The organism is Nocardia salmonicida NBRC 13393, assembly GCF_001613085.1.
GTDB lineage: Bacteria > Actinomycetota > Actinomycetes > Mycobacteriales > Mycobacteriaceae > Nocardia > Nocardia salmonicida.
The window spans coordinates 48,358-67,659 of record NZ_BDBR01000045.1; the positions used below are offsets into that span (position 1 = coordinate 48,358).

The window sequence follows — 19,302 nt, forward strand, 5'->3', positions numbered from 1 at the left end:
TTTTCCTACTTCCTGGACGGGGTAACGCCAGTGATTGTGACGGCCTGTGATCGGCTTCACGGCACGCGGGAACGACCGTGCTGGTTGGGTGATGTCCCGGCGGGTCCGCGGCGTGTCGGTGTGTATCGTGCGGCTCATGCGAGTCGACGGTCGGGAGATCCCGGTCACGGGGAAACTCCTGCAACCGCTGATCCGGCGTACCAGTGACATCGTCCGGGTGGTGCTGGCGGGGATAGGTGTAGCCGTGGTGGTCGCGGGCTCGCTGATCACCCGGCCGGAGTGGCTGGCGCTGGAACGCTCGGTCGCCAAGATCGTGGACTTCCTCAGCCAGGACCAGGCGACCATGGTCTACCTGATCTACGGAATGCTCATCCTGGCACTGCCGTTCGCCATCTTCATCGAACTCGTGTTGCGCAGGCAGTGGAAGCTGCTGGCCGGGTACGGGGCGGCGGGCCTGTTCGCGGTGCTCGCCCTGTCGATCACCGGCGCGGGCATCTCCACGCCGAAATGGCACATGCCGATCCCTGACCGCTTCGACACCTTCCTTTCCCAGTTCCTCGACGATCCACGCTGGATCGCGATGCTCGCGGCCATGCTCACCGTGTCGAGCCCGTGGCTGCCGGTGCGGCCCCGGCGCTGGATGTGGTTTCTGCTGTTGATGTTCGCGCCGATCCACCTGGTGGTGAGCTCGGTGGTGCCCGCGCGGGCGATGCTCGGCTTGGCGGTCGGCTGGCTGGTCGGCGCGGTGATCGTCTGGCTGGTCGGCACGCCCGCGCTCGAGGTGCCCCTCGACGCCGCGGTCCGGGTGCTCGCCGGGCGGGGGCACACCGTGAAAGCCTTCCGGGTGGACCGGCCGGCCGGGCGCGGACCGTTGCTGCTCGCCACCGAGGTCGACGGGCCCGAAGACGAGATCGTCGTCGAGCTGTACGGCATGAACCAGCGCAGCTTCGGCGCGATCCGGCAGGTGTGGCGCTGGATCACCTTCCGCTCCAGCGAGACCGCGCCGCTGCACGGATCGATGCACCGTGCGGTGGAACATCGGGCGCTGCTCGGCATCGCGATCGGTGACCTCGGGATGGCCGACAGCCATCAGGTCGTGGTGGCGGGCCTGAGTCGCGGCTGGATGCTGTACGCGCACACCATGCCTCGCGGTACGCCGATCGCGACCTTGTCGGCGCAGGTGCTGCCCGGGGTGTGGCGTTCGCTGCTTCGCCTGCACGACAACCAGATCAGCCTCGGCGATCTGCAACCCGACTTCGTGCGAGTCAGCCAGGGCGACACCCTGTTCGGCGGTTTCGCCGCCGCCGAATTCGGTTCGGCCGAGTCGCAACGTCAGACCGACATCGCCCAGTTGCTGGTGACCACCACCTCGCTCTACGGCAAACACGAGGCGGTCTCGGCGGCGATCGAGGCACTCGGCGAGGACAAGGTCGCCGTCGCGGCCCGGCGCCTGACGAAATCGGCCATGTCGATCGGCATCCGAAAGTCGGTACCGCAGTGGACCAAAGTGATGTCCACCGCCCGTGAGGAGGTGCGCAGGCAAACCGGTCACGACCGCATCCAGTCCGAGCAGATCACCCGTTTCTCCCGTAACCAGCTCATCCAGCTCGTCCTGCTGGTCGCTCTGGTCTACGTGGCGTATCCGTTCTTCAGCCAGGTGCCGACGTTCTTCAGTCAGCTGCGCACGCTCAACTGGTGGTGGGCGCTCGCGGGTCTGGCCGTGTCGGGGTTGACCTACGTCGGCGCCGCCGCCGCGCTCGGTGCCTGTGCGGACGGCCTGATCAAGATGCGCTACCTGCTCGTGGAGCAGCTGGCCAACACCTTCGTGGCGACGACCACCCCCGCCGGTGTCGGCGGGTTGGCGCTGAGCGTGCGGTTCCTGCAGAAGGCGGGCATGTCCACGCTGCGGGCTACGGCCGCGGTGGCGATGCAGCAGTCGATGCAGGTGCTCACCCACCTGGTGCTGCTCGTGGTGTTCAGCGTGGTGGCCGGAACATCGAGCAACCTGGCCCACATCGTGCCCGACGCGACGGTGCTGTATCTGGCGGCGGGCGTGGGTGTGGGGCTGATCGGCGCGTTCATGTTCGTGCCGACGCTGCGTCGCTGGGTGAATCATTCGGTGCGCCCGCAGGTCAAGGAAGTGTTCGGCGAACTCGTCGACCTCGCGAAGGACCCGAAGCGATTCGTGGTCATCGTCGGCGGCTGCGGCATGATCACCCTCGGGCAGGCGCTGGCGCTGTGGACGAGCGTCGAAGCCTTCGGTGGTGGCACGGATTTCGTGGCCGTCACCATCGTCACCATGATCGGCGGCACGCTGGCCTCGGCCGCGCCGACCCCCGGTGGCGTCGGCGCGGTCGAGGCGGCGCTGATCGGTGGTCTCGCGGCCTTCGGCGTCCCGGCCGAGATCGCGGTCCCCGCCGTACTGCTCTACCGCGTACTGACCTGCTGGATCCCGGTCGGTCTGGGCTGGCCGGTGATGGGTTGGCTCGACAAGAAGGACATGATCTAGTTCGCGCGCAACGCGATCACGAGGCCGTCCTTCGAACACACCTGCGGGACCTGGGTATCGGGCTGGGAATTGCACTGCCAGCCTTCGACGACGACCGAATCGGACGGGGCGATCGTGGTGACGTAGGTGGTGGCCACGTTGATCGCCTCGGTGCAACCGGGACGGCCGTCGGCGGTGCCGATCGCGATCACGGTGCGGGTGGCGCCGCCCGCGTCGGTGACCGGTCCGCAGTTCACGTCGTCGATGACGGGCGGCGGAACGGGCGGGACGCTGCTGGTGGTCGTTACCGGGGGCATGGCCGGGTCGACCGTGCGGACCGGGCTCGGGGCGGGTTGCGGTGGATGGGTCGGACTCGGCGGTGGCAGCGGGGCGGCCGAGCTACCGGTCAGCTTCGTCGCGGTGGTGGCCGCGGCGGAGGTCGTCGGCGTCGCGGTGGTGCTCGACGCGTGCGCTGAGTGATCCTCCTCGTTCTTGCTGCAGCCGGACAAGCCTGCGATCACGGCGAGTGCGGCAACCGCGCTCGCGGCGAGCCGAGTTGTTCTCACAATTCCTCCCAAGATGTTTAGCTGCCCTGTTGCCTGCGTATTCAATCACGGTGTCGCACAGTGCTGTCTGATCCAGCGGCGTGCGTTGCCTGGCGAACGATCTGCGGTTCAGGCATCGCCTGCCTCGGTATCGGCCGGGTTGCCCACCGCTTGCCGAACAAGCTGTTCGGTCGGTTCCAGGCAATGAACAGCTGGGTGACGTGAACCGCCCCCACAGCGCAGGCGGGTGGGTGCGGGGTCGGGTTCCAGCGCCTAAACTGTCTGGGACGTAGCCGGATGATGACCGAAAGGTGTTTCGATGGGATCCCGGACGGTGGTCGCCGACGTTGCCGATGAGTTGGCGCGCCGGGTAGCCACCGGCGAGTACCGCCCCGGCCAGCTGATGCCGTCGGTGCGTCAGGTCGCCGACGAGTTCGGGATGAACCGCGCCACCGCCCAGCTCATCCTCGGCAGGCTCGAGTCCTACGGATTCGTCGAGGCCAGGCGCGGGAAGGGATTCACCATCCGCGATGTGCGGGTGGAGGGCGGCATGGACGTCTACCGGCACCTGTTCCGGTTCTCGATCACCGCGCCCGCGGTCGCCGCCGAGATGTTCACCGACATCGTCGAGGTGGAGCGCGGGATCGTCGGCGAGGCGTTGCTCGCCTACACCGCGGGGGAGAAGGTGCTCGATCCGGCCGAGCTCGCCGCCGCCGTCGACGAGTTGGAGGCGATGGCGCGCCACGCCGTGCCCGACCACGCGCGCATCATCGCCGCCGAGATCGCGTTGGTGCGCAAGCTCCTCGGCGTGCTCGAGATGAGTATGCAACGCGCGGTGCTGAATTCGATCGCCGATATGGTCGTGGAAGTGCCGGAGGCGATCGCCGCCTATTTCGCGGTCGCCCCCGATCTGCACGTACTCGTCTGGCGCGCGCTGCTCGCGGTATGGGACGCCGACTCCCCGCCGAGCGAGGCGCAACTCGCGCTGTTCGAGGACCTGTTCGCGCTGTACCACGAGAAGGTGATCGCCCGCTTCGGCCAGCTCGTCGGCGAGACGCCGATCCACACGGTGCCACTGAGCTCGGCCGTTTGAACCGAACGGCTAGCTGTCTGAGTCGGGTTTCTTCGACGTGCCCGCGGTGTGTATCCAGGGCAGATGGTGTGGCACCACCGTGTCGATGAGGGTGCTGACACGCGGCGTGTGCGCGGTGGCAAGACCCGAGCCGACCATCACGCCGAGCGCGATCGACATCACCGAGAGCAGCGCCGACACCAGCACCTCCAGCCCGCCGCTCGACACCCCCGATAGGGAATGCGTGACCAGGTCGGAGATCCCGGTGTAACTGATCCCGCCGGGCACCAGCATCCAGAACGCGGGCAGGAACGCCACCTGGGTCGGTGGCGCGTGCTTGCGGCTCTGGATCAGATACGCGGCGTTCACGGCGACGAGCCCGCCGAGGAATGTGCCCGTCAGCGGACCGGACACGTGCTTGCCGAGGACCTGGGCCGCGTAGGTGACATAGAGGACAAGCAGCAGCCAGCCCACCGTGTTCTGCGGCGCGCTCGACCGCCACGAATGCCCGTAGCCGATCAGCAGCACCCCGAGCAGCGGTGCCCACCAACCCAATTGGGCAGTGCTCACCGGCGGACCCGACAGCGGTCCGAGCACACTGATCCCCACGTAGGAACCCAGCGCCAGCAGGAACAGCATGTTGATGCCGTAGACGACCCGGCTGGCACCGGCCACCATCGATCCGGTCGCCAACTCGATCGTGCCGTTGGTGAGCATCGCGCCGGGTAGCAGCGTCGCGACCGCGGGAATCAGCAACTGCTGCGGTTGCCCACCGGCGAGCGCACCGGGAAAGCCGTACGCGAGCGCCGCGGCCACCGCCGAAGCGACCACCGGCAACGCCATCGACAGCAGCCGCACCTTGTCGGCGAGCTGGGTCAGCGCGCCGACGACGAGGCCGAGCACCACATAGCCGACCAGCGCCCGCGCGCCCGGGTTGAGCATCATGCCGATGCCGACGGTCAGTACCACCTGCCCGAGCAGGATCAGCCACGGCGGACTGCCGGGCTTCTGGGTGAGGATCTTGTCGAGATCCGTCGACGCCTGGCTCGGCGGCGGCGCGTCCTGCTCGATCCGGTCGATGAGCCGGTAGAGGCCGTCGATCTGGTCGAGCGGCAGGGTGCCGACGCGGGCGTCGAGCATGTCGATCGCGGAGCTTTCGTCGGTGCGTACCCGGACGAAGACCGCGGTGGGCAACACCATGAAATGGATGTTGTCGGTGCCGTAGCGTCGCGACAACTTGTCGAGGATGACCTGCACCCGTGCGGAGGTCTCACCCGCGCCGACCAGAGCCACGCCGATGCGGCACAGCAGATTCAGCAGATCGGCGGGTACCGGCGGGTCGACGGGTTCGTGCTCGGTGGGCCGTGGCGTGGCCTTCGCGTATTCCTCGCGGATCTTGGCGATGGCGTGGGTGACTCGGGTCCTGGCCACTTTCCAGGTCTTGCTCGTGTACTCCTCCGAAGCCATGTCACCGCCGTCCGCAACCGTAGGGCAATGCCGCGGGGCGGTGTGCTGAACACCGCCCCGCAGGTGAGATACGCCGAGTGTAGTGCTGGCCCGGACAGTGAGCGGTTCCAGCAACCGATGGAGTCGCGCCGGTTCCCGAGATCTCGCAAGCACATGGATAACTCATCGGGTACGGGCTGACCGGCTCGGCTCCGAAGCTTGCCGCGGCGTCGGCTTTCCCCGCACCTGAGTTTGGCTGAAGTTCGCGGGGAGGCGGAAGAGCTCAGCCGTTGAGTCGGGTGAGGCGGTCGTAGGCGGTGACGTACTCCTCCACGAGGCGGTTGACCACGTCGGCGCTGCGTTCGACCTTGTTCATCATGCCGACGACCTGCCCGACCGGGTTGAAGTTCACGTCCTTGGCGGCCTCGGGGTAGCGGTGTCCGCGTTTCACGCCGTCGAGGGCGACCATCATCTGCAGCGGCATGGGCAGCGGGTCGGGGGTCTCGGTGGATTCCCAGGCGTCGGTCCAGTCGTTGCGCAGCATGCGGCAAGGCTTGCCGGTCCAGGAACGCGAGCGGATGGTGTCGTGGCTGGTTGCCTCGAGGTAGGTGTCCATCTGGGCGGGCGGCACATTGGCCTCTTCGACGGTGAGCCACAGCGACCCGGTCCACGCGCCCGCCGCGCCCATCGCGAGGGCCGCGGCGACCTGCGCGCCGTTGCCGATGCCACCGGCGGCCAGCACCGGCACATCGCCGATCGCATCGATCACCTGCGGCCACAGCACCAGCGAGGACACCTCGCCGCAGTGTCCGCCGCCTTCGGTGCCCTGACACACGACGAAGTCGAGGCCGGCTGCCTTGTGGTTCATCGCGTGCTTGACCGAGCCGCACAGCGCGCCGATCACCCGGCCGGAATCCTGGATGCGCTTGACGACGTCGTCGGGCGGGGTGCCGAGGGCGTTGGCCACGAGCTTGGCCTTGGGGTGGTTCAGGATGACGTCGACCTGCGGACCGGCGGTGGTCGCGGTCCAGCCGAGCAACTCGTTGTGGTGCTCACCGTCGGGCAGCGCGGGCACGTTGTGGTCGGTGAGGATCTGCTGGGCGAAGTCGCGATGGCCCTGCGGAACCATCTGCGCCAGCTGCTTTTCCAGCTGCTCGGGGGAGAGCCCGTCGACGCCCTTGCCCTCGTATTTCGACGGGATCACCAGGTCGACGCCGTAGATGCCGGTGACGTGTTCGTCGAGCCAGGCCAGCTCCACCTCGAGCTGTTCAGCGGTGAAGCCGACCGCGCCGAGTACCCCCAACCCGCCCGCGTTGCTCACCGCCGCTACGACGTCGCGGCAGTGGGTGAAGGCGAAGATGGGGAACTCGATGCCGAGCTGTTCGCAGAATTCGGTACGCATACCGAACTGTAACACGTTCTATTTTAGTCGAAAATGGTTAATTTCTAGAGCGCGGCATCCTCCAGCGCGACCAGGGAATCCTCGAGGTGATCGAGCAGTCGATGCAGGTCGGGCAGTGTGCGGCGGCAGCCGACCAGGCCGAAATCGAGGTTGTTGCCGCTGGAGGTGAGGGTGATGTTCACGGCCTGCCCGTCGAGCGGGATCGACAGCGGATACGTGGCGTCCAGGCGCGAGCCGTTCCAGTACAGCGACTCGTTCGAACCGGGCACATTCGAGATGACGATGTTGAACGGCGGCGTCGCCACCGAGGCGAACCCGGGCAACAGCATCGCCGCCAGCGGACTCAACATCACTCCGGCCATCGCCAGCGTCTGCATCGGCGTGAGCGAGCGGTACACCTCTTTGTTGCGACGCGTCGATTCGCTCACCACCCGAAGTCGTTCCAGCGGATCGGCGATATCGGTACCCAGGTTGCACAGCAGCGCCGCGACCTTCACGCCTTGGCTGTCGACATCGTCTTCCTCGCGCAACGACATCGGTACCAGTGCGATCATCGGCTTGTCCGGAAGAGCGTCGCGCTCCAGCAGGTAGGCCCGCAACGCACCCGCCGACATCGTCAGCACCACATCGTTGAGCGTTGCGCCGGTGGCCTTCTTCACCTGCTTGACCCGATCCATCGACCAGCTGCGCACCGCGCACTTGCGGGCGCCGCCGATCGGCACGTTGAACAGCGTGCGCGGCGCCTCGAACGGCAGGGTGAGCTGCTGCTGCAGCAGGCCGGTGCGGGTCGCCTTCATCAACGCGGTGGTCGACGAGCGCGCCGAGGTGACGGTGTCGATCAGCCCGCCGAGCCGCGACTTGCCGGGGCGGGCCGGGCCGACCTTGCGCGGCAGGTTCCACGGCCGCATGAGCTCGGTCGCGAACGGATCGGTGCTCAGCGTGCGGCGCATGAGGCGCTGGGCCGAAACCCCGTCCACCAGTGCGTGATGCACCTTCCAATAGAGCGCGAAACGTCCGTCGGCCAGGCCCTCGACGAAGTGCACCTCCCACATCGGCCGGTGCCGGTCGAGCAGGCCGCTGTGCAAGGTCGACGCGTGGTCGAGCAGCTGGTCGATCTTGCCCGGTCCGGGCAGGGCGCTGCGCTGCACGTGATAGTCCAGGTCGACGTGGTTGTCCTGGGTCCATGCCATCTGTGGTGCGCCCAGCCAGGTGGCGGGCCGCTTACTGAAAGTGGGCCGAACGTTCTTGTCGGCCAACAAGGTGTCGCGGAACTCGCGCAGATATTCGGGACCGGCGTCTTCCGGCGGTTCGAACAACTGCAGTGATCCGACGTGCATCGGGTGCTCACGAGATTCCGCGAGCAGGAACAGCGCATCCAACGGCGCGATGAAATCCATGAGAGATCGCCCCCTGACGAGAGTGGTTCGGTGAAAAGTCTTCAGACGATCGACCACGCTGTCGGGTATGGCACCCCTGCGTGCCATGTATCCACGCTACCCGGCCCTATGGTGTCGCGTCAGCTGAACGCTCAGACCATCACGAACTCTATGCTGTTCGCCGGATGTTCATTCGGCGGAACGCTACTGGATGCTCGAGCTGTTCGAAAACGAGCTGTTCGAGCCGCCCGGCGCGGAGAATCCGGCCGGGCCCGGCTTACGTTCGTCGAGGTCAGACCTTGACGGTCTGTGCTTCCCGCGGGTCGACGGCGTCGCGCGAATCATCTTGCCGCGCCGCCTCGTTCGCGCGCTCTGGCTCGACTGACTGCTGTGGCTCGACTGACTGCTGTGGCTCGACCGACTGCTGTGGCTCGACCGACTGCTGTGGCTCGACCGACTGCTGTGGCTCGACGACCTGCTCCGGCTCGAGGGGCTGCTCCGGCTCGGCTGTTCGCTCCGGTTCGGTGGGCCGTTCCTCGGTGACTTCCTCGAAGGCGACTTCTTCCGAACGGGTTTCGGTGGTCGCGGGTTGAGGCGCCGGAACAGGCTCTACCCCCGTGCCTTTCGACGCGATCTCGATGCCGAGTTCGATGCGTGTCGTCTCGACCAGCGCCCGCTCCTGCTCCGCCGCGTGGCGCATCGCCTTCTGCCACAGCGAGGCCATCTCCTCGAGCTCCTCGACGGTCGCCTCCACGTCGATGTGCAGTTTCAGCCGCTGCATCGTGATGTGCTGGGCGGCGGTGAGGGTGCGTAGCAGGTCTTCGCACTTGTTGGGGATCCGGCGATGCGCCACCACCCGCAGGCGAGTCAGCATGCTGCCGGGGCGATCCCAGATCACCTTGTGAATCTGCGCGCCGACGCCGTCGATCTCGTCGGCCGTGACCAGATCCCACTCGCCGCAGGTGGTCAGATCGGAGCGCACCGAGGCTGAGGTCTCCAGGATCGAGGCGACCGCGGCGAGCACCGCCTCGCGGCGCCACGCCTCGTGATCGCGCTGGTCGCCCACCATATTCGACAGCTCGACATTGCGCTGCGCGGCGTCGAGTGCCTGCCTGCCGCGCTCATCGGCGGCCGCGATTCCTTCGCGGTGGGTTCGGTTGTTGGCGATGAGGCCGACCAGAACTGCGCCGGCGACCGGGAGCGAGCCGAGGAGTGGAAGCCACTGAGTCACCAAGCGATCATTGCACCGGTACCCGCAACAGTCACCATGATCGGCGCGTTGGCATCGATGTCGCGTGTCAGCTCGGCGTCGGAACCCCGTGCAGAAAACCGATGAGGGGGGCCAGTTCCGGGATCTGTTCAGCGTCGGCGAGTGCGGTTTCGAGTGCTCGATCGTGGGTCGGTTTCGCCATTTCGTAGGCGGCTCGGCCGGTTTCGGTGAGTTCGGTGTAGATGCCGCGGCGGTCGTCGGCGCACAGCACGCGCACCAGGAAGCCACGGTCTTCCAGTCGATTGACCAGTCGGGTCGTCGCACTCGCCGAGAGTGCGGCAGCGCGAGCGAGCTGCGAGATACGCATGTGCCAGCCGTCCTGGCGGGCCAGTGCGTCGAGCACGGTGAACTCGACGATCGACAGCTCGTGCTCGCGCACCAGCTCGCGTTCGAGCGCGGTCTCGATGTGCGCGTGTAGCGCGGCCAGGGTGCGCCAGCCGGTCGCCCGCACCTCGATGGCGTCATCAGCAATACCCATGTGACGAGTATAGCTGGCGGTTGCAATATAGCGCGTGTGCAACTAGCGTCGTCTATCGTTAGTTGCACACGCGGGTAATCGGCTCTTGTTGGAAGGAAGCGTTCACATGCCACTCGGTCTCATCGCTCTCGCGCTCGGGGGCTTCGGCATCGGACTCACCGAATTCGTCATCGCGGGGTTGCTCTCCCCGGTGGCGGCCGACCTGGGCGTCTCGGTGCCCAACGCCGGCTATCTCATCTCCGGTTACGCGCTGGCCGTCGTCATCGGCGCGCTCGCGCTCACGCCGCTCGTCAACCGCTGGCAACCCAAGCGCGCGTTGCAGCTGCTCATGGTGCTGTTCGTCGTCGGCAACGCGGCCTCGGCGCTGGCTCCCGGCTACGCGGCACTGCTCGGCGGACGGGTCCTCGCGGCCCTCGCGCACGGTGCGTTCTTCGGCATCGGGGCGGTGCTCGCGTCCTCGCTCGTCGCGCCGGAGAAGAAGGCGGGGGCCATCTCGATCATGTTCGGCGGGCTCACCGTCGCCAATGTTCTCGGCGTCCCGCTGGGGACGTTCATCGGACAGCAGTGGGGCTGGCGAGCCACGTTCGTGGTGATCACTGTCGTCGGGCTGGTCGCGCTGGCAGGTATCACCGCGCTCGTCCCCGACGCATCGACCACCCGCGAACGGCCGGACCTGCGGGCCGAACTGTCGGTATTCCGCAACACCCAGGTCTGGTACTCGCTGGTCATGACCGTGCTGGTGTTCGGTGGCATGTTCGGTGCGTTCATGTATATCGAGCCGCTGCTCACCCGTGTCACCGGGTTCTCCGAGGGTGTGGTGCCCTGGCTGCTCGTGTTGTTCGGTGGCGGGCTGTTCTTCGGCAATCTGCTCGGCGGCCGCTGGGCCGACCGCGCACTCACCCGTACCCTGCTGGCGCTCGCGCTGGCCCTCGGGCTCTCGCTGGCGGCGTTCGCGCTGCTCGCCGATCACAAGATCGCGGCGCTGCTGCTCCTGCCCGCCATGGGCTTCTTCGGCTTCGGCGCGACCCCCGGCCTGCAGATGCGGGTGCTCGACCATGCCGGTGCCGCACCGACTCTCGCCTCGTCGGCCAATATCGCGGCCTTCAACGTGGGCAACTTCCTCGGCGTGTGGCTGTCCGGGCTGGCGATCAGTGCCGGGTTCGGCTGGGTCTCACCGCTGTGGGTCGGGATGGGGTTCGCGGTGACCGGGCTGGTGGTGTTGATCGCGGCTACCCGCGGTGAGCGTGCCGTTCGGCCTTCGGTCGCCGAACCTGTGGCAGCGGTCTAGAGAGACGAAAATCCCCGGTGCGCAGCGGCTATCGCTGCCCACCGGGGATTTCGTGGTTGGTGACTAGTTGGCTGAGGGGGTGGTTGTCGGGGGCTGGGTGGTGGTCGGCTCGACAGTCGTGGTCGGAGCCACCGTCGTGGTCGGTGCCACTGTGGTGGTGGGATCCACGGTTGTGGTCGGAGCGGGTGCGGCGGCCTGGTTGGTCGCCGGCTCCGGCGTGGTGGTCGACGGCGTGGTGGTCGGGGCCACTGTCGTGGTGCCCGTCTTCGACGTGGTGGTCGACTTGGGGCTGGTCGTCGTCGACTTCGTGGTGGTCGACTTCGACGTGCTGGTCGGCGCGGTGGTGGTCGTCGCCGGCTTCGTCGGAGCTGCCAGCGCGGCTGTCACCGAGGAGTCGTCCGGTGCCGCCTTGGTGTTCACCGTCTCGCCCGCCTGTGCCTGCTTGGCCAGGTGCGTGAGCCATGCCGCGGCGTACTCCGCCGAGGTCAGCGGCTTGCCGTTCGAGGAGTCGGAATCACGCCAGTAGTCGAAGTGGTGACCGGTGCCGTTCGGACCGAGGGTGAGCTGGTACGGATCGCTCATCGCCACCGGGATCGTGTTCTGGTTCGTCACGATCAGCCCGACGATCTCGTTGAAGATCTTCTGCGGCAGGTACGCCAGCGGCGAGAGCTGCTCACCGGCGATCACGTCGGCCTTCGCCGGGGTGGTGGTGGTCTGACCCGGCTTGTAATCCGGGTCGGAGACCTTCAGCAGCACGTCGAGGAAGGTTTCGTCGCTGGCCATCCAGTTCGGGTTCGAGCCGATGTCGGAGAACGCGGCCATCGCGATCCGGCCCAGCGTGAAGGCCATGTCCTGGCCGGTGGCCGGAGTGAGCCCGTCGCGCTGCAGGTCGTCGATATTGATCTGGCGACCCACATTGGCGGCCAGCTGCAGCAGCGAGATGTTCTCCGGCGCCGCGCAGGTGAGGTCGCCCTCGGAGCAGAACGAGGCGATCTTGCCGTTGAGCGCGCCGAAGTCGTTGCCCGTGGTCACGCCCTGACCCGAGATCGGCTTGGTGCCGTTCTGGTACTTCTGGTCGAAGTTGTCGGGGTTGGCGAACGGGTCCTCGGCACCGAGGAACGTGCCGTCGCCGGCCTTGCGACCGGGATCGGCGAACATCACCACACCGAGCACGTCGTCCGGATTCACGGTCGCGTACCCGTCTGCGGGGTCGTCGTTGCCGATGCCCTCGGCCACGCGGCGCACCACGTCGGCGCCCTCGCTGTAGCCGACGATGGAGAACTTGGTGTCCGGGCAGGCCGCCGAGATCTCGCGCATCACCTGCTGGGTGTTGGCGACACCCGCGTTGACCGCGTCCTCATAGGTCGACATATCGGCCGGGTAGGCGATGTACACCGCCGCGTACTCGCCCTCGGCCAGATCGTCACGTGGTGCGTTCACCACCGGATCCACCCAGACGCTGCTGTGATCGCCTGACAGCGCCGCGGGCAGCGGGTTTCCGTTGGCATCGAGCAGCATCGCCGTGGTGCCCTCGACCGGGGTGTCGTTGCGACCGGCCACCGAGATGGTCACCATCTCGCGGCATTCGGTCACCGACGTGGTCAGCTCGTAGCGCGGTGAAGCAGGCTGCGACGTCACCGCGAACGAGGCGGCCACGATCGCCGCGACCCCCAACGCCGCAGGCGCGGCGACAGCCGAAGCAAGGCGATGTTTCGCAAGAAACTCACGCAGATTCATATGTGATCCCGTTCGAATGACCTACAGGTGGGCAGGCCCCCCGACGGGCCGCATGTCACGAACATTGTCGTGACCACCAGCAAGATCGTTACTGACGCGAACAGGAATTGATCGGGCTCACAGGTCGACCGCGGGAGCGGTCGCCTTCGCCGCGAGTCGTCCGGCCGCTATCGCCGCCACCACGATGGTGCACAGCGTCGCCAACATGATCGCCGAGCCCTCGCCCGGCACGAGCACCCCCAACTGACTACCGACGGTCACCGCCGCGACCGGCACCCCGATCTGGGCCGCGGCCAGCGTGCCGTAGGCCACCGGCTGGCCGAGCAGTCGCGCCGCGCAGTGCACGGCAACCGCACCGAAGCCGAGGGCGAGGCCGAGCAGGATGAACCGCGGATGCTCCCCGAACTCCCGGAGATCGAGCCGAGCGCCGAGCCAGACGAAGAACAGGGGAGCGAGCAGGCCGTCGCTGATCGCGAACACCTGCTTGGCCACCCGCCGTGGTTCGCCGACCCCGGCCACCGCCAGGCCGGCAGCGAACCCGCCGAGCATGATCGAGACATGCATCGCGCTCGCCACCCCGCACAGCGCGAACACCAGGACCAGACTCACCCGCAGTTCGAGCGTGAACTTCCGGTCCTCGGACACCTCGTGCACCTGACGCTGCGCACCCGTCTTATGTAGGTAGCGCAGGACGAAGAACATCACCACCGCGCAGAGCGCGACCGCCACCGCGCCGATCGCGGCTCTGAGGGCGTTCGCCGGATCGATCACCAGCGGCAGCGCGACGATGCACGCGGTGTCGGCGATGGCCACCTGTGCGGTGAGCGACAGGACCGGCGGCCCGCTCAACCGCATCGAGTCGATGATCGGCAACGCCATCGCCGCCGACGACGACGCCATCAGCACCGCGTAGACGGCCGCGTGCCCGATGTCGAACGCCTGCGCCACCGCCCAGCCCGCGACCGCCGCGACCACGCCGACCAGCACGGCCCGCGCAGCACCGCTGCCGAGCGCGGTGCGCACCTGCGGATCACGCACGGGCACGTGGGTCCCCGCGGCGAACATCACCAGCGCGAAACCCATATCGGCGAGGAAGACGAAGATCGGATCAGTGGGGTCGAGGATGCCGAAACCGGTGGTGCCGAAGATGATTCCCGCGACCATCTCGCCGAGCAGCACCGGCAGGTACAGCTGCTTGGGCAAAGCCAGCAGCGGCCCGATCAACCCGAGCGCGACCACCAGCGCCAGGGTCGCGAAGGTCATGGCATCGCGGCGATCTTGGCCGGTACTTCGATGTTCTCGTCGGCCCAGTACAGCGCGCACACCCGGTGGTAGCCGTCCGCGATCAGCATCGGCACGTTCCGGCGACAGTCACCGCGCACCAGCAGGATCGGCGAGAGCTTCTTGCCCTCGGTCACCTTGAGCAGGTCTCTGCGCACATGCGGGTTGTCCGGGGTGAGGGCATTGAGCTGGGAGGCCCGCAGAATGTCCTTCACCTTCTTGACGATCACCGGCGCGGCCCTGAGCTCGGCCACGATCGCGTCGACCAGCGCCTTGTCGCCGAGTAGCTCGAGATAGTCGGCGGCAGCCGGATAGTCGTGGTCTTCCGGGGCGGACTTCCAATGCACCTGCAGGATCGCTTCGGTCATCGACTCATCATCCGCCCCCTCCAACGGGTTTGCCGAGGGGTCGCCACATGTTGTAGATCGGTTGCGCGATCGGTATCGGGCCGTGGTCGGGGTAGCGATGGACTGCTACCAGATGTCGACCCACTGCGGTCGCTGCGGCACATCGAATCCCGCGGCGCGTCCGCGCACCAGCATCGGCAGCTCGGCGTCCGGCGGAAACCGGTGCGCGAGCCGTTTCGCGGCCGCCCGCCGGAACTCCGCGAACGCGAACTCCTTCGTCATCCGGTGTTCGGTTCCGGTCTCGGGATGGGTGAACACCACGTCGATCTTCACCCTGTGTGTGACGAAGATCCGTCCGGCCCGTCGGTGCACGTGGTGACCGGATTCGACCACCGTCGCCGCAACGGAGATCGCGGACTTTCTCAGATACGCCCGGCGCGCACGCCACCCCACCGCGAGCACGAACGGCCACGTCACCAGGCCGAACACCAGACCGATCGGCAGCATCAGCGTCATCGCGACGTCGCTGCCCGACCACTGCGCCAACCGCATCCCCACATGGAGGACGCCGAGGAAATACAGCACCGCGCCAACAGCGGATACCGCCCAATACGCCGGCACCACCGGATTGACCGGCGCCGTACTCTTCCCCACCCTGATTCCGATCTCATCGCGGCGTTGCCGCAGGCGATGCGCCGTGCGGTCGTCCGCTGAACCGTAGCGTGGCCGCTCCAGCTCAGCGATCCGGCGATCAGGGCTCAGGTGATGTGAGGGTGCGGCGGATGGCGTCGCGCAGCCAGTGATGGGCACCGTCGGCGGTGTGGCGGGGGTGCCAGGCCATGCCGATGGTCACCGGCGGCAGTGCGAGGGGGATGTCGAGGAGGTGTAGTCCGAGGGCGGTCGCGTCATCGGTGAGGGGTGACGGGTCGGCGCCGGGTAGCGCGGCGGGGACGAGGCAGACGATATCGCTGCGGGCGGCGAGGGTCATGGCGGCCAGATGGCTGGGGAGGACGACCCTGACCCGTCGTCGCAGGTTCTGCTCGGCCAGCGCGGCATCGAGTGGTCCGGTGAACCGGCCGCGTCGGCTGACCGCGACGTGCTCGGCGGCAGCGAATCGCATTGGGGTCAGGGGTTCCTCGGTGAGGTAGTGGCCGGGCCGGACCGCCGCCACCATCCGCAGGCGAACCAACTCTTCGACCTGGGTCTCAGGATCTATGTGGTCGATGGACCCGATCTCCAGGTCGATCCGGCCGTCGCGAAGCGCGGATCCGGCCTCCAGCTCCTCGGCCAGGAGCCGGAACGAGACGCCCGGCGCCTCCTGCTCGGCCAGCTGCAGCAGTCGGGGCGCCAGCGCCGCGCCGACCAGGTCGGCGGCTTGCAGGGTGAAGGTGCTGATCAGACCTGCGGGGTCGACGCCGGTGCCGGGGCTGAGCAGCGCACCCAGGCTGCGCACCACCGCGGCGGCTTCCTCGCGCAGGGCCTCGGCACGCGGGGTGGGAACCATCCCTTGTCCCGCCCGGACCAGGAGCGGATCGCCGAGGATGCGCCGCAGACGGGCGAGGGTGCGGCTCATCGCGGCGGGTGAGGTGTGCAGGCGGGCGGCGGCGCGCGTGACGCTGTGCTCGGCCAGCAGGGCGTTCAGCGCGATGGCGAGATTGGCATCGATCACCGGATCGGGGCTGTTCACCAGCATTATTCCATTTCAGTCAATAATTCAGTGCTGAAATTCCCATTGTGGCAATGCGCGGTTCTTCGCAGGATGGCGGGTGTACCGATCCGACGAACTGCGAGGCCCTCATGATCGTTATCACCGCTCCTACCGGGAACATCGGCCGCCCACTGCTCGCCCAGCTCATGGAGTCCGATGAGCAGCTGCGGGTGATCGTGCGTGATCCCGCGCGGCTCCCGGACGTCGCGCACGAACGTATCGAGGTGATCACCGGCTCGCACGGCGACGCCCACGTCCTCGACCGGGCCCTCGACGGCGCGGATGCCGTCTTCTGGCTCGTTCCCCCGGACGCCTCCCGGTCCCCGCACGACGGCTGGAGCGGCTTCACCCGCCCCGCCGCTGAGGCGCTCGCCGTCCACGGCGTCGGCCATGTAGTCGGGGTCTCCGCGCTCGGCCGAGGTACCCCGGTCGCCGACCGCGCGGGCCTGGTCACCGCCTCCCTCGCCATGGACGACCTCATCGCGGGTTCCGGCGTGGCCTACCGGGCCTTGGCCAACCCGTCCTTCTTCGAGAACCTCGTGGAGGAGGTCGACTCGATCCGCGACAAGGGGGTGTTCGTCGATGTTGTCGACGCCGACCGCAAAGCCCCGCTCGTCGCCGTCGCCGATATCGCGGCCGTTGCCGCAGGCCTGCTGCTCGACCGTTCGTGGACCGGCGCCGCCGAGGTCCCGGTCCTCGGGCCGCACGACCTGTCGCCCGATGACATGGCCCGCATCATGACCCAACAGCTCGGCCGCCCGGTCCGCTACGAACGCCAGTCGTTCGACGAACTGCGCACCGAGCTGGTCGGCTATGGCCTCGACGAGGCCTTCGCCCAGGGTGTCGTCGACATGAAGCGGGCCAAAGACCACGGCCTCGACGCCGGAGTCACCCGCACCCCGAAAACCGCGTCCCCCACCACCTTCGAGCAGTGGTGCGCCCAGACCCTCGCCCCCGCCGTCCGCGCTTGAGACCCACCGACACCTTGGGAGACACCCCGATGCCCGCTCAGAAAACCGAACCACCGGTCACCGCGTTCATGCTCGTCAAGACGACACCCGAATGGCTCGCACTGACCGTCCGGGAACGCGTGAACGCCTTCACCACCCAGGTCCTACCCGCTATCGAGGCAAAGACCACCGGCGTACGGTCACGCTTCTACGACACCGAGTTCTACTCCGCCCGCGTCACCGACGTCTGGGTATGGGAAGCCGATGACCACCACGCCTACCAACTCCTCATCGACGCCCTACGCGAAACCCCGTTCTGGGACCGCTATTTCGAGGTCGTCGACCTACTCGTCGGCACCGAAAACGGCTACGCCCGCACCTACGGCCTCGAACCCGTAGCCACCATCACCACCTGAGCGTGGATCAGCCTCTGGCCATATCCACGAACCGGCTGAGGTGCAGCTGGTGGGCGACGGTGATCGTGGCGGTGGGGCCGTTACGGTGTTTGCCGACGATGAGGTCGGCCTCGCCGCCGCGAGGGTCGTCGCGTTCGATGGCGTCGGGGCGGTGCAACAGGATGACCATATCCGCATCCTGCTCGAGCGAGCCGGACTCGCGAAGGTCGGAGACCATGGGCCGCTTGTCGGTTCGCTGTTCCGGACCACGGTTCAGCTGCGAGATCGCGATCACCGGAACCTCGAGTTCCTTGGCGAGCAGTTTGAGGTGTCGCGAGAATTCCGAGACTTCCTGCTGACGCGATTCGACCTTCTTACCCGAGCTCATCAGCTGCAGGTAGTCCACCACAACGAGTTTCAGATCATGACGCTGCTTGAGCCGTCGAGCTTTCGCCCGAATCTCCATCATGGTCAAGTTCGGCGAATCGTCGACGAACAACGGCGCCTCACTGATCTCACTCATCCGGCGAGCCAGCTTGGTCCAGTCGTCATCGCTCATCCGCCCGGACCGCATATCACCGAGCTTGATCTTCGCCTCGGCCGAAAGCAGACGCATCACGATCTCGGTACGGCTCATTTCGAGCGAGAAAATGACGCTCGCCATGCCGTGCTTGATCGAGCAGCTCCGCATGAAATCCATTCCCAGGGTCGATTTGCCGACGCCAGGTCTGGCGGCCACAATAATCATCTGACCTGGGTGAAGACCGTTGGTGAGTTCGTCGAGTTCGGTGAAGCCGGTGGGGACGCCGAGGGAGATGCCGCCTCGGGAGGCGATGGAGTCGATCTCGTCCATGGTGGGCTGGAGGAGTTCTTCCAGCGGGGTGAAGTCCTCGGTGGTGCGGCGTTCGGTGACTTCGTAGATTTCGGCCTGGGCGCGGTCGACCACCTCGGCGACGTCCTGGCCGTCGGCGCCCGCGTAGCCGAACTGGACGATGCGGGTGCCCGCTTCGACGAGGCGGCGCAGGATGGCCTTCTCGGCGACGATCTCGGCGTAGAAGCCGGCGTTGGCCGCGGTGGGGACGGTCTGGGTGAGGGTCACCAGGTAGGGCGGGCCGCCGATGCGCTTGAGTTCGCCGCGGCGGTCGAGACCCGCGGACACGGTGACGGGGTCGGCGGGTTCGCCGCGGCCGTAGAGGTCGAGGATGGTGTCGTAGACGGCCTGGTGCGCGGGGCGGTAGAAGTCTCCGGGGCGCAGCACCTCCACCACATCGGCGATGGCGTCCTTGCTCAGCAGCATGCCGCCGAGGACGGACTGCTCAGCGGCCATGTCGTGCGGAGGCTGACGGCCGAAGTCCTCGCCGGGCGGCTCAGGCGTGAACTCGGTTTGCGCGCGGTCACCGGTGGTTGTCACCAGGGGAGTCCTCTCTGCCCGCAGAACCGGGGGTTACACATCGATGTACTCGTTGTACTCCCGGACACCGACACGGATGTCAGCAATCGGTTGCCTGCGTGATTCCGG

The 19,302-nt window shown here is 67.3% G+C and carries 17 protein-coding genes; 5 read left to right on the forward strand and 12 right to left on the reverse strand.

All coding sequences use genetic code 11. From position 1 onward, the window contains the following. Nucleotides 1-136: 136 nt before the first annotated feature. A complete protein-coding gene (locus tag NS1_RS31855) occupies nucleotides 137-2,509 on the forward strand; it encodes a lysylphosphatidylglycerol synthase transmembrane domain-containing protein (RefSeq protein ID WP_062990559.1) in 2,373 nt (790 codons plus the stop codon). Here the strand turns inward: NS1_RS31855 and NS1_RS40460 are convergent. Further along, entirely contained in the window at nucleotides 2,506-3,054 is a 549-nt protein-coding gene (locus tag NS1_RS40460; RefSeq protein WP_157125501.1) for a hypothetical protein, read from the reverse strand. The genes NS1_RS31855 and NS1_RS40460 overlap by 4 nt on opposite strands. Before the next feature lie 298 nt (nucleotides 3,055-3,352). On the opposite strand from NS1_RS40460, the gene NS1_RS31870 reads away from it, so the two are divergent. Continuing rightward, entirely contained in the window at nucleotides 3,353-4,126 is a 774-nt protein-coding gene (locus NS1_RS31870) for a GntR family transcriptional regulator (protein WP_056823973.1), read from the forward strand. Nucleotides 4,127-4,135: 9 nt separating this feature from the next. On the opposite strand, the gene NS1_RS31875 is transcribed toward NS1_RS31870, so the two are convergent. The 5 genes from NS1_RS31875 to NS1_RS31895 form a co-directional block, all read right to left on the reverse strand. Then, the gene (locus tag NS1_RS31875) at nucleotides 4,136-5,572 is read right to left on the reverse strand and encodes a threonine/serine exporter family protein (RefSeq protein WP_062990514.1); all 1,437 of its coding nucleotides are present in this window, start codon (nucleotides 5,570-5,572) and stop codon (nucleotides 4,136-4,138) included. Nucleotides 5,573-5,834: 262 nt separating this feature from the next. Beyond that, nucleotides 5,835-6,953 (reverse strand): NAD(P)H-dependent flavin oxidoreductase, encoded by a 1,119-nt coding sequence (locus NS1_RS31880; protein WP_056823967.1) that lies wholly within the window; start codon nucleotides 6,951-6,953, stop codon nucleotides 5,835-5,837. Nucleotides 6,954-6,997: 44 nt separating this feature from the next. Continuing rightward, nucleotides 6,998-8,350 carry a WS/DGAT/MGAT family O-acyltransferase gene (locus NS1_RS31885; protein WP_062990516.1) on the reverse strand — a complete coding sequence of 451 codons (1,353 nt, stop codon included), beginning with the start codon at nucleotides 8,348-8,350 and terminating at the stop codon, nucleotides 6,998-7,000. A 271-nt stretch (nucleotides 8,351-8,621) separates the two neighbouring features. Next, nucleotides 8,622-9,560, reverse strand: a complete 939-nt coding sequence (locus tag NS1_RS31890; RefSeq protein ID WP_062990518.1) for a hypothetical protein — start codon at nucleotides 9,558-9,560, stop codon at nucleotides 8,622-8,624. A gap of 67 nt (nucleotides 9,561-9,627) precedes the next feature. Continuing rightward, entirely contained in the window at nucleotides 9,628-10,077 is a 450-nt protein-coding gene (locus NS1_RS31895; RefSeq protein ID WP_062990520.1) for a MarR family winged helix-turn-helix transcriptional regulator, read from the reverse strand. A gap of 106 nt (nucleotides 10,078-10,183) precedes the next feature. Here NS1_RS31895 and NS1_RS31900 point away from each other — a divergent pair, with 106 nt between their 5' ends. Then, on the forward strand, nucleotides 10,184-11,365 hold the full coding sequence (locus NS1_RS31900) for an MFS transporter (RefSeq protein ID WP_062990522.1): 1,182 nt from the start codon (nucleotides 10,184-10,186) through the stop codon (nucleotides 11,363-11,365). A 63-nt stretch (nucleotides 11,366-11,428) separates the two neighbouring features. Here the strand turns inward: NS1_RS31900 and NS1_RS31905 are convergent, their stop codons facing one another. The 5 genes from NS1_RS31905 to NS1_RS31925 form a co-directional block, all read right to left on the reverse strand. Next, the gene (locus NS1_RS31905) at nucleotides 11,429-13,102 is read right to left on the reverse strand and encodes a cutinase family protein (RefSeq protein ID WP_062990524.1); all 1,674 of its coding nucleotides are present in this window, start codon (nucleotides 13,100-13,102) and stop codon (nucleotides 11,429-11,431) included. A 117-nt stretch (nucleotides 13,103-13,219) separates the two neighbouring features. Continuing rightward, nucleotides 13,220-14,365 (reverse strand): cation:proton antiporter, encoded by a 1,146-nt coding sequence (locus NS1_RS31910; RefSeq protein ID WP_062990526.1) that lies wholly within the window; start codon nucleotides 14,363-14,365, stop codon nucleotides 13,220-13,222. After that, a complete protein-coding gene (locus NS1_RS31915; protein ID WP_062990561.1) occupies nucleotides 14,362-14,739 on the reverse strand; it encodes a hypothetical protein in 378 nt (125 codons plus the stop codon). The genes NS1_RS31910 and NS1_RS31915 overlap by 4 nt, the downstream gene beginning before the upstream one ends. 117 nt (nucleotides 14,740-14,856) lie before the next feature. Then, nucleotides 14,857-15,384 (reverse strand): hypothetical protein, encoded by a 528-nt coding sequence (locus tag NS1_RS31920; RefSeq protein WP_062990528.1) that lies wholly within the window; start codon nucleotides 15,382-15,384, stop codon nucleotides 14,857-14,859. 97 nt (nucleotides 15,385-15,481) lie between these two features. After that, a complete protein-coding gene (locus NS1_RS31925; protein ID WP_255284766.1) occupies nucleotides 15,482-16,423 on the reverse strand; it encodes a LysR family transcriptional regulator in 942 nt (313 codons plus the stop codon). A 104-nt stretch (nucleotides 16,424-16,527) separates the two neighbouring features. Between NS1_RS31925 and NS1_RS31930 the strand changes: the two genes are divergently transcribed. Continuing rightward, nucleotides 16,528-17,409: an NAD(P)H-binding protein gene (locus NS1_RS31930; protein ID WP_062990532.1), complete on the forward strand. Its 882-nt coding sequence runs from the start codon at nucleotides 16,528-16,530 to the stop codon at nucleotides 17,407-17,409. A gap of 29 nt (nucleotides 17,410-17,438) precedes the next feature. Then, nucleotides 17,439-17,804, forward strand: a complete 366-nt coding sequence (locus NS1_RS31935) for a darcynin family protein (RefSeq protein WP_062990534.1) — start codon at nucleotides 17,439-17,441, stop codon at nucleotides 17,802-17,804. A 7-nt stretch (nucleotides 17,805-17,811) separates the two neighbouring features. Here the strand turns inward: NS1_RS31935 and dnaB are convergent, their stop codons facing one another. Further along, nucleotides 17,812-19,194 (reverse strand): replicative DNA helicase, encoded by a 1,383-nt coding sequence (gene dnaB / locus NS1_RS31940; protein WP_174552012.1) that lies wholly within the window; start codon nucleotides 19,192-19,194, stop codon nucleotides 17,812-17,814. Nucleotides 19,195-19,302: the final 108 nt, after the last annotated feature.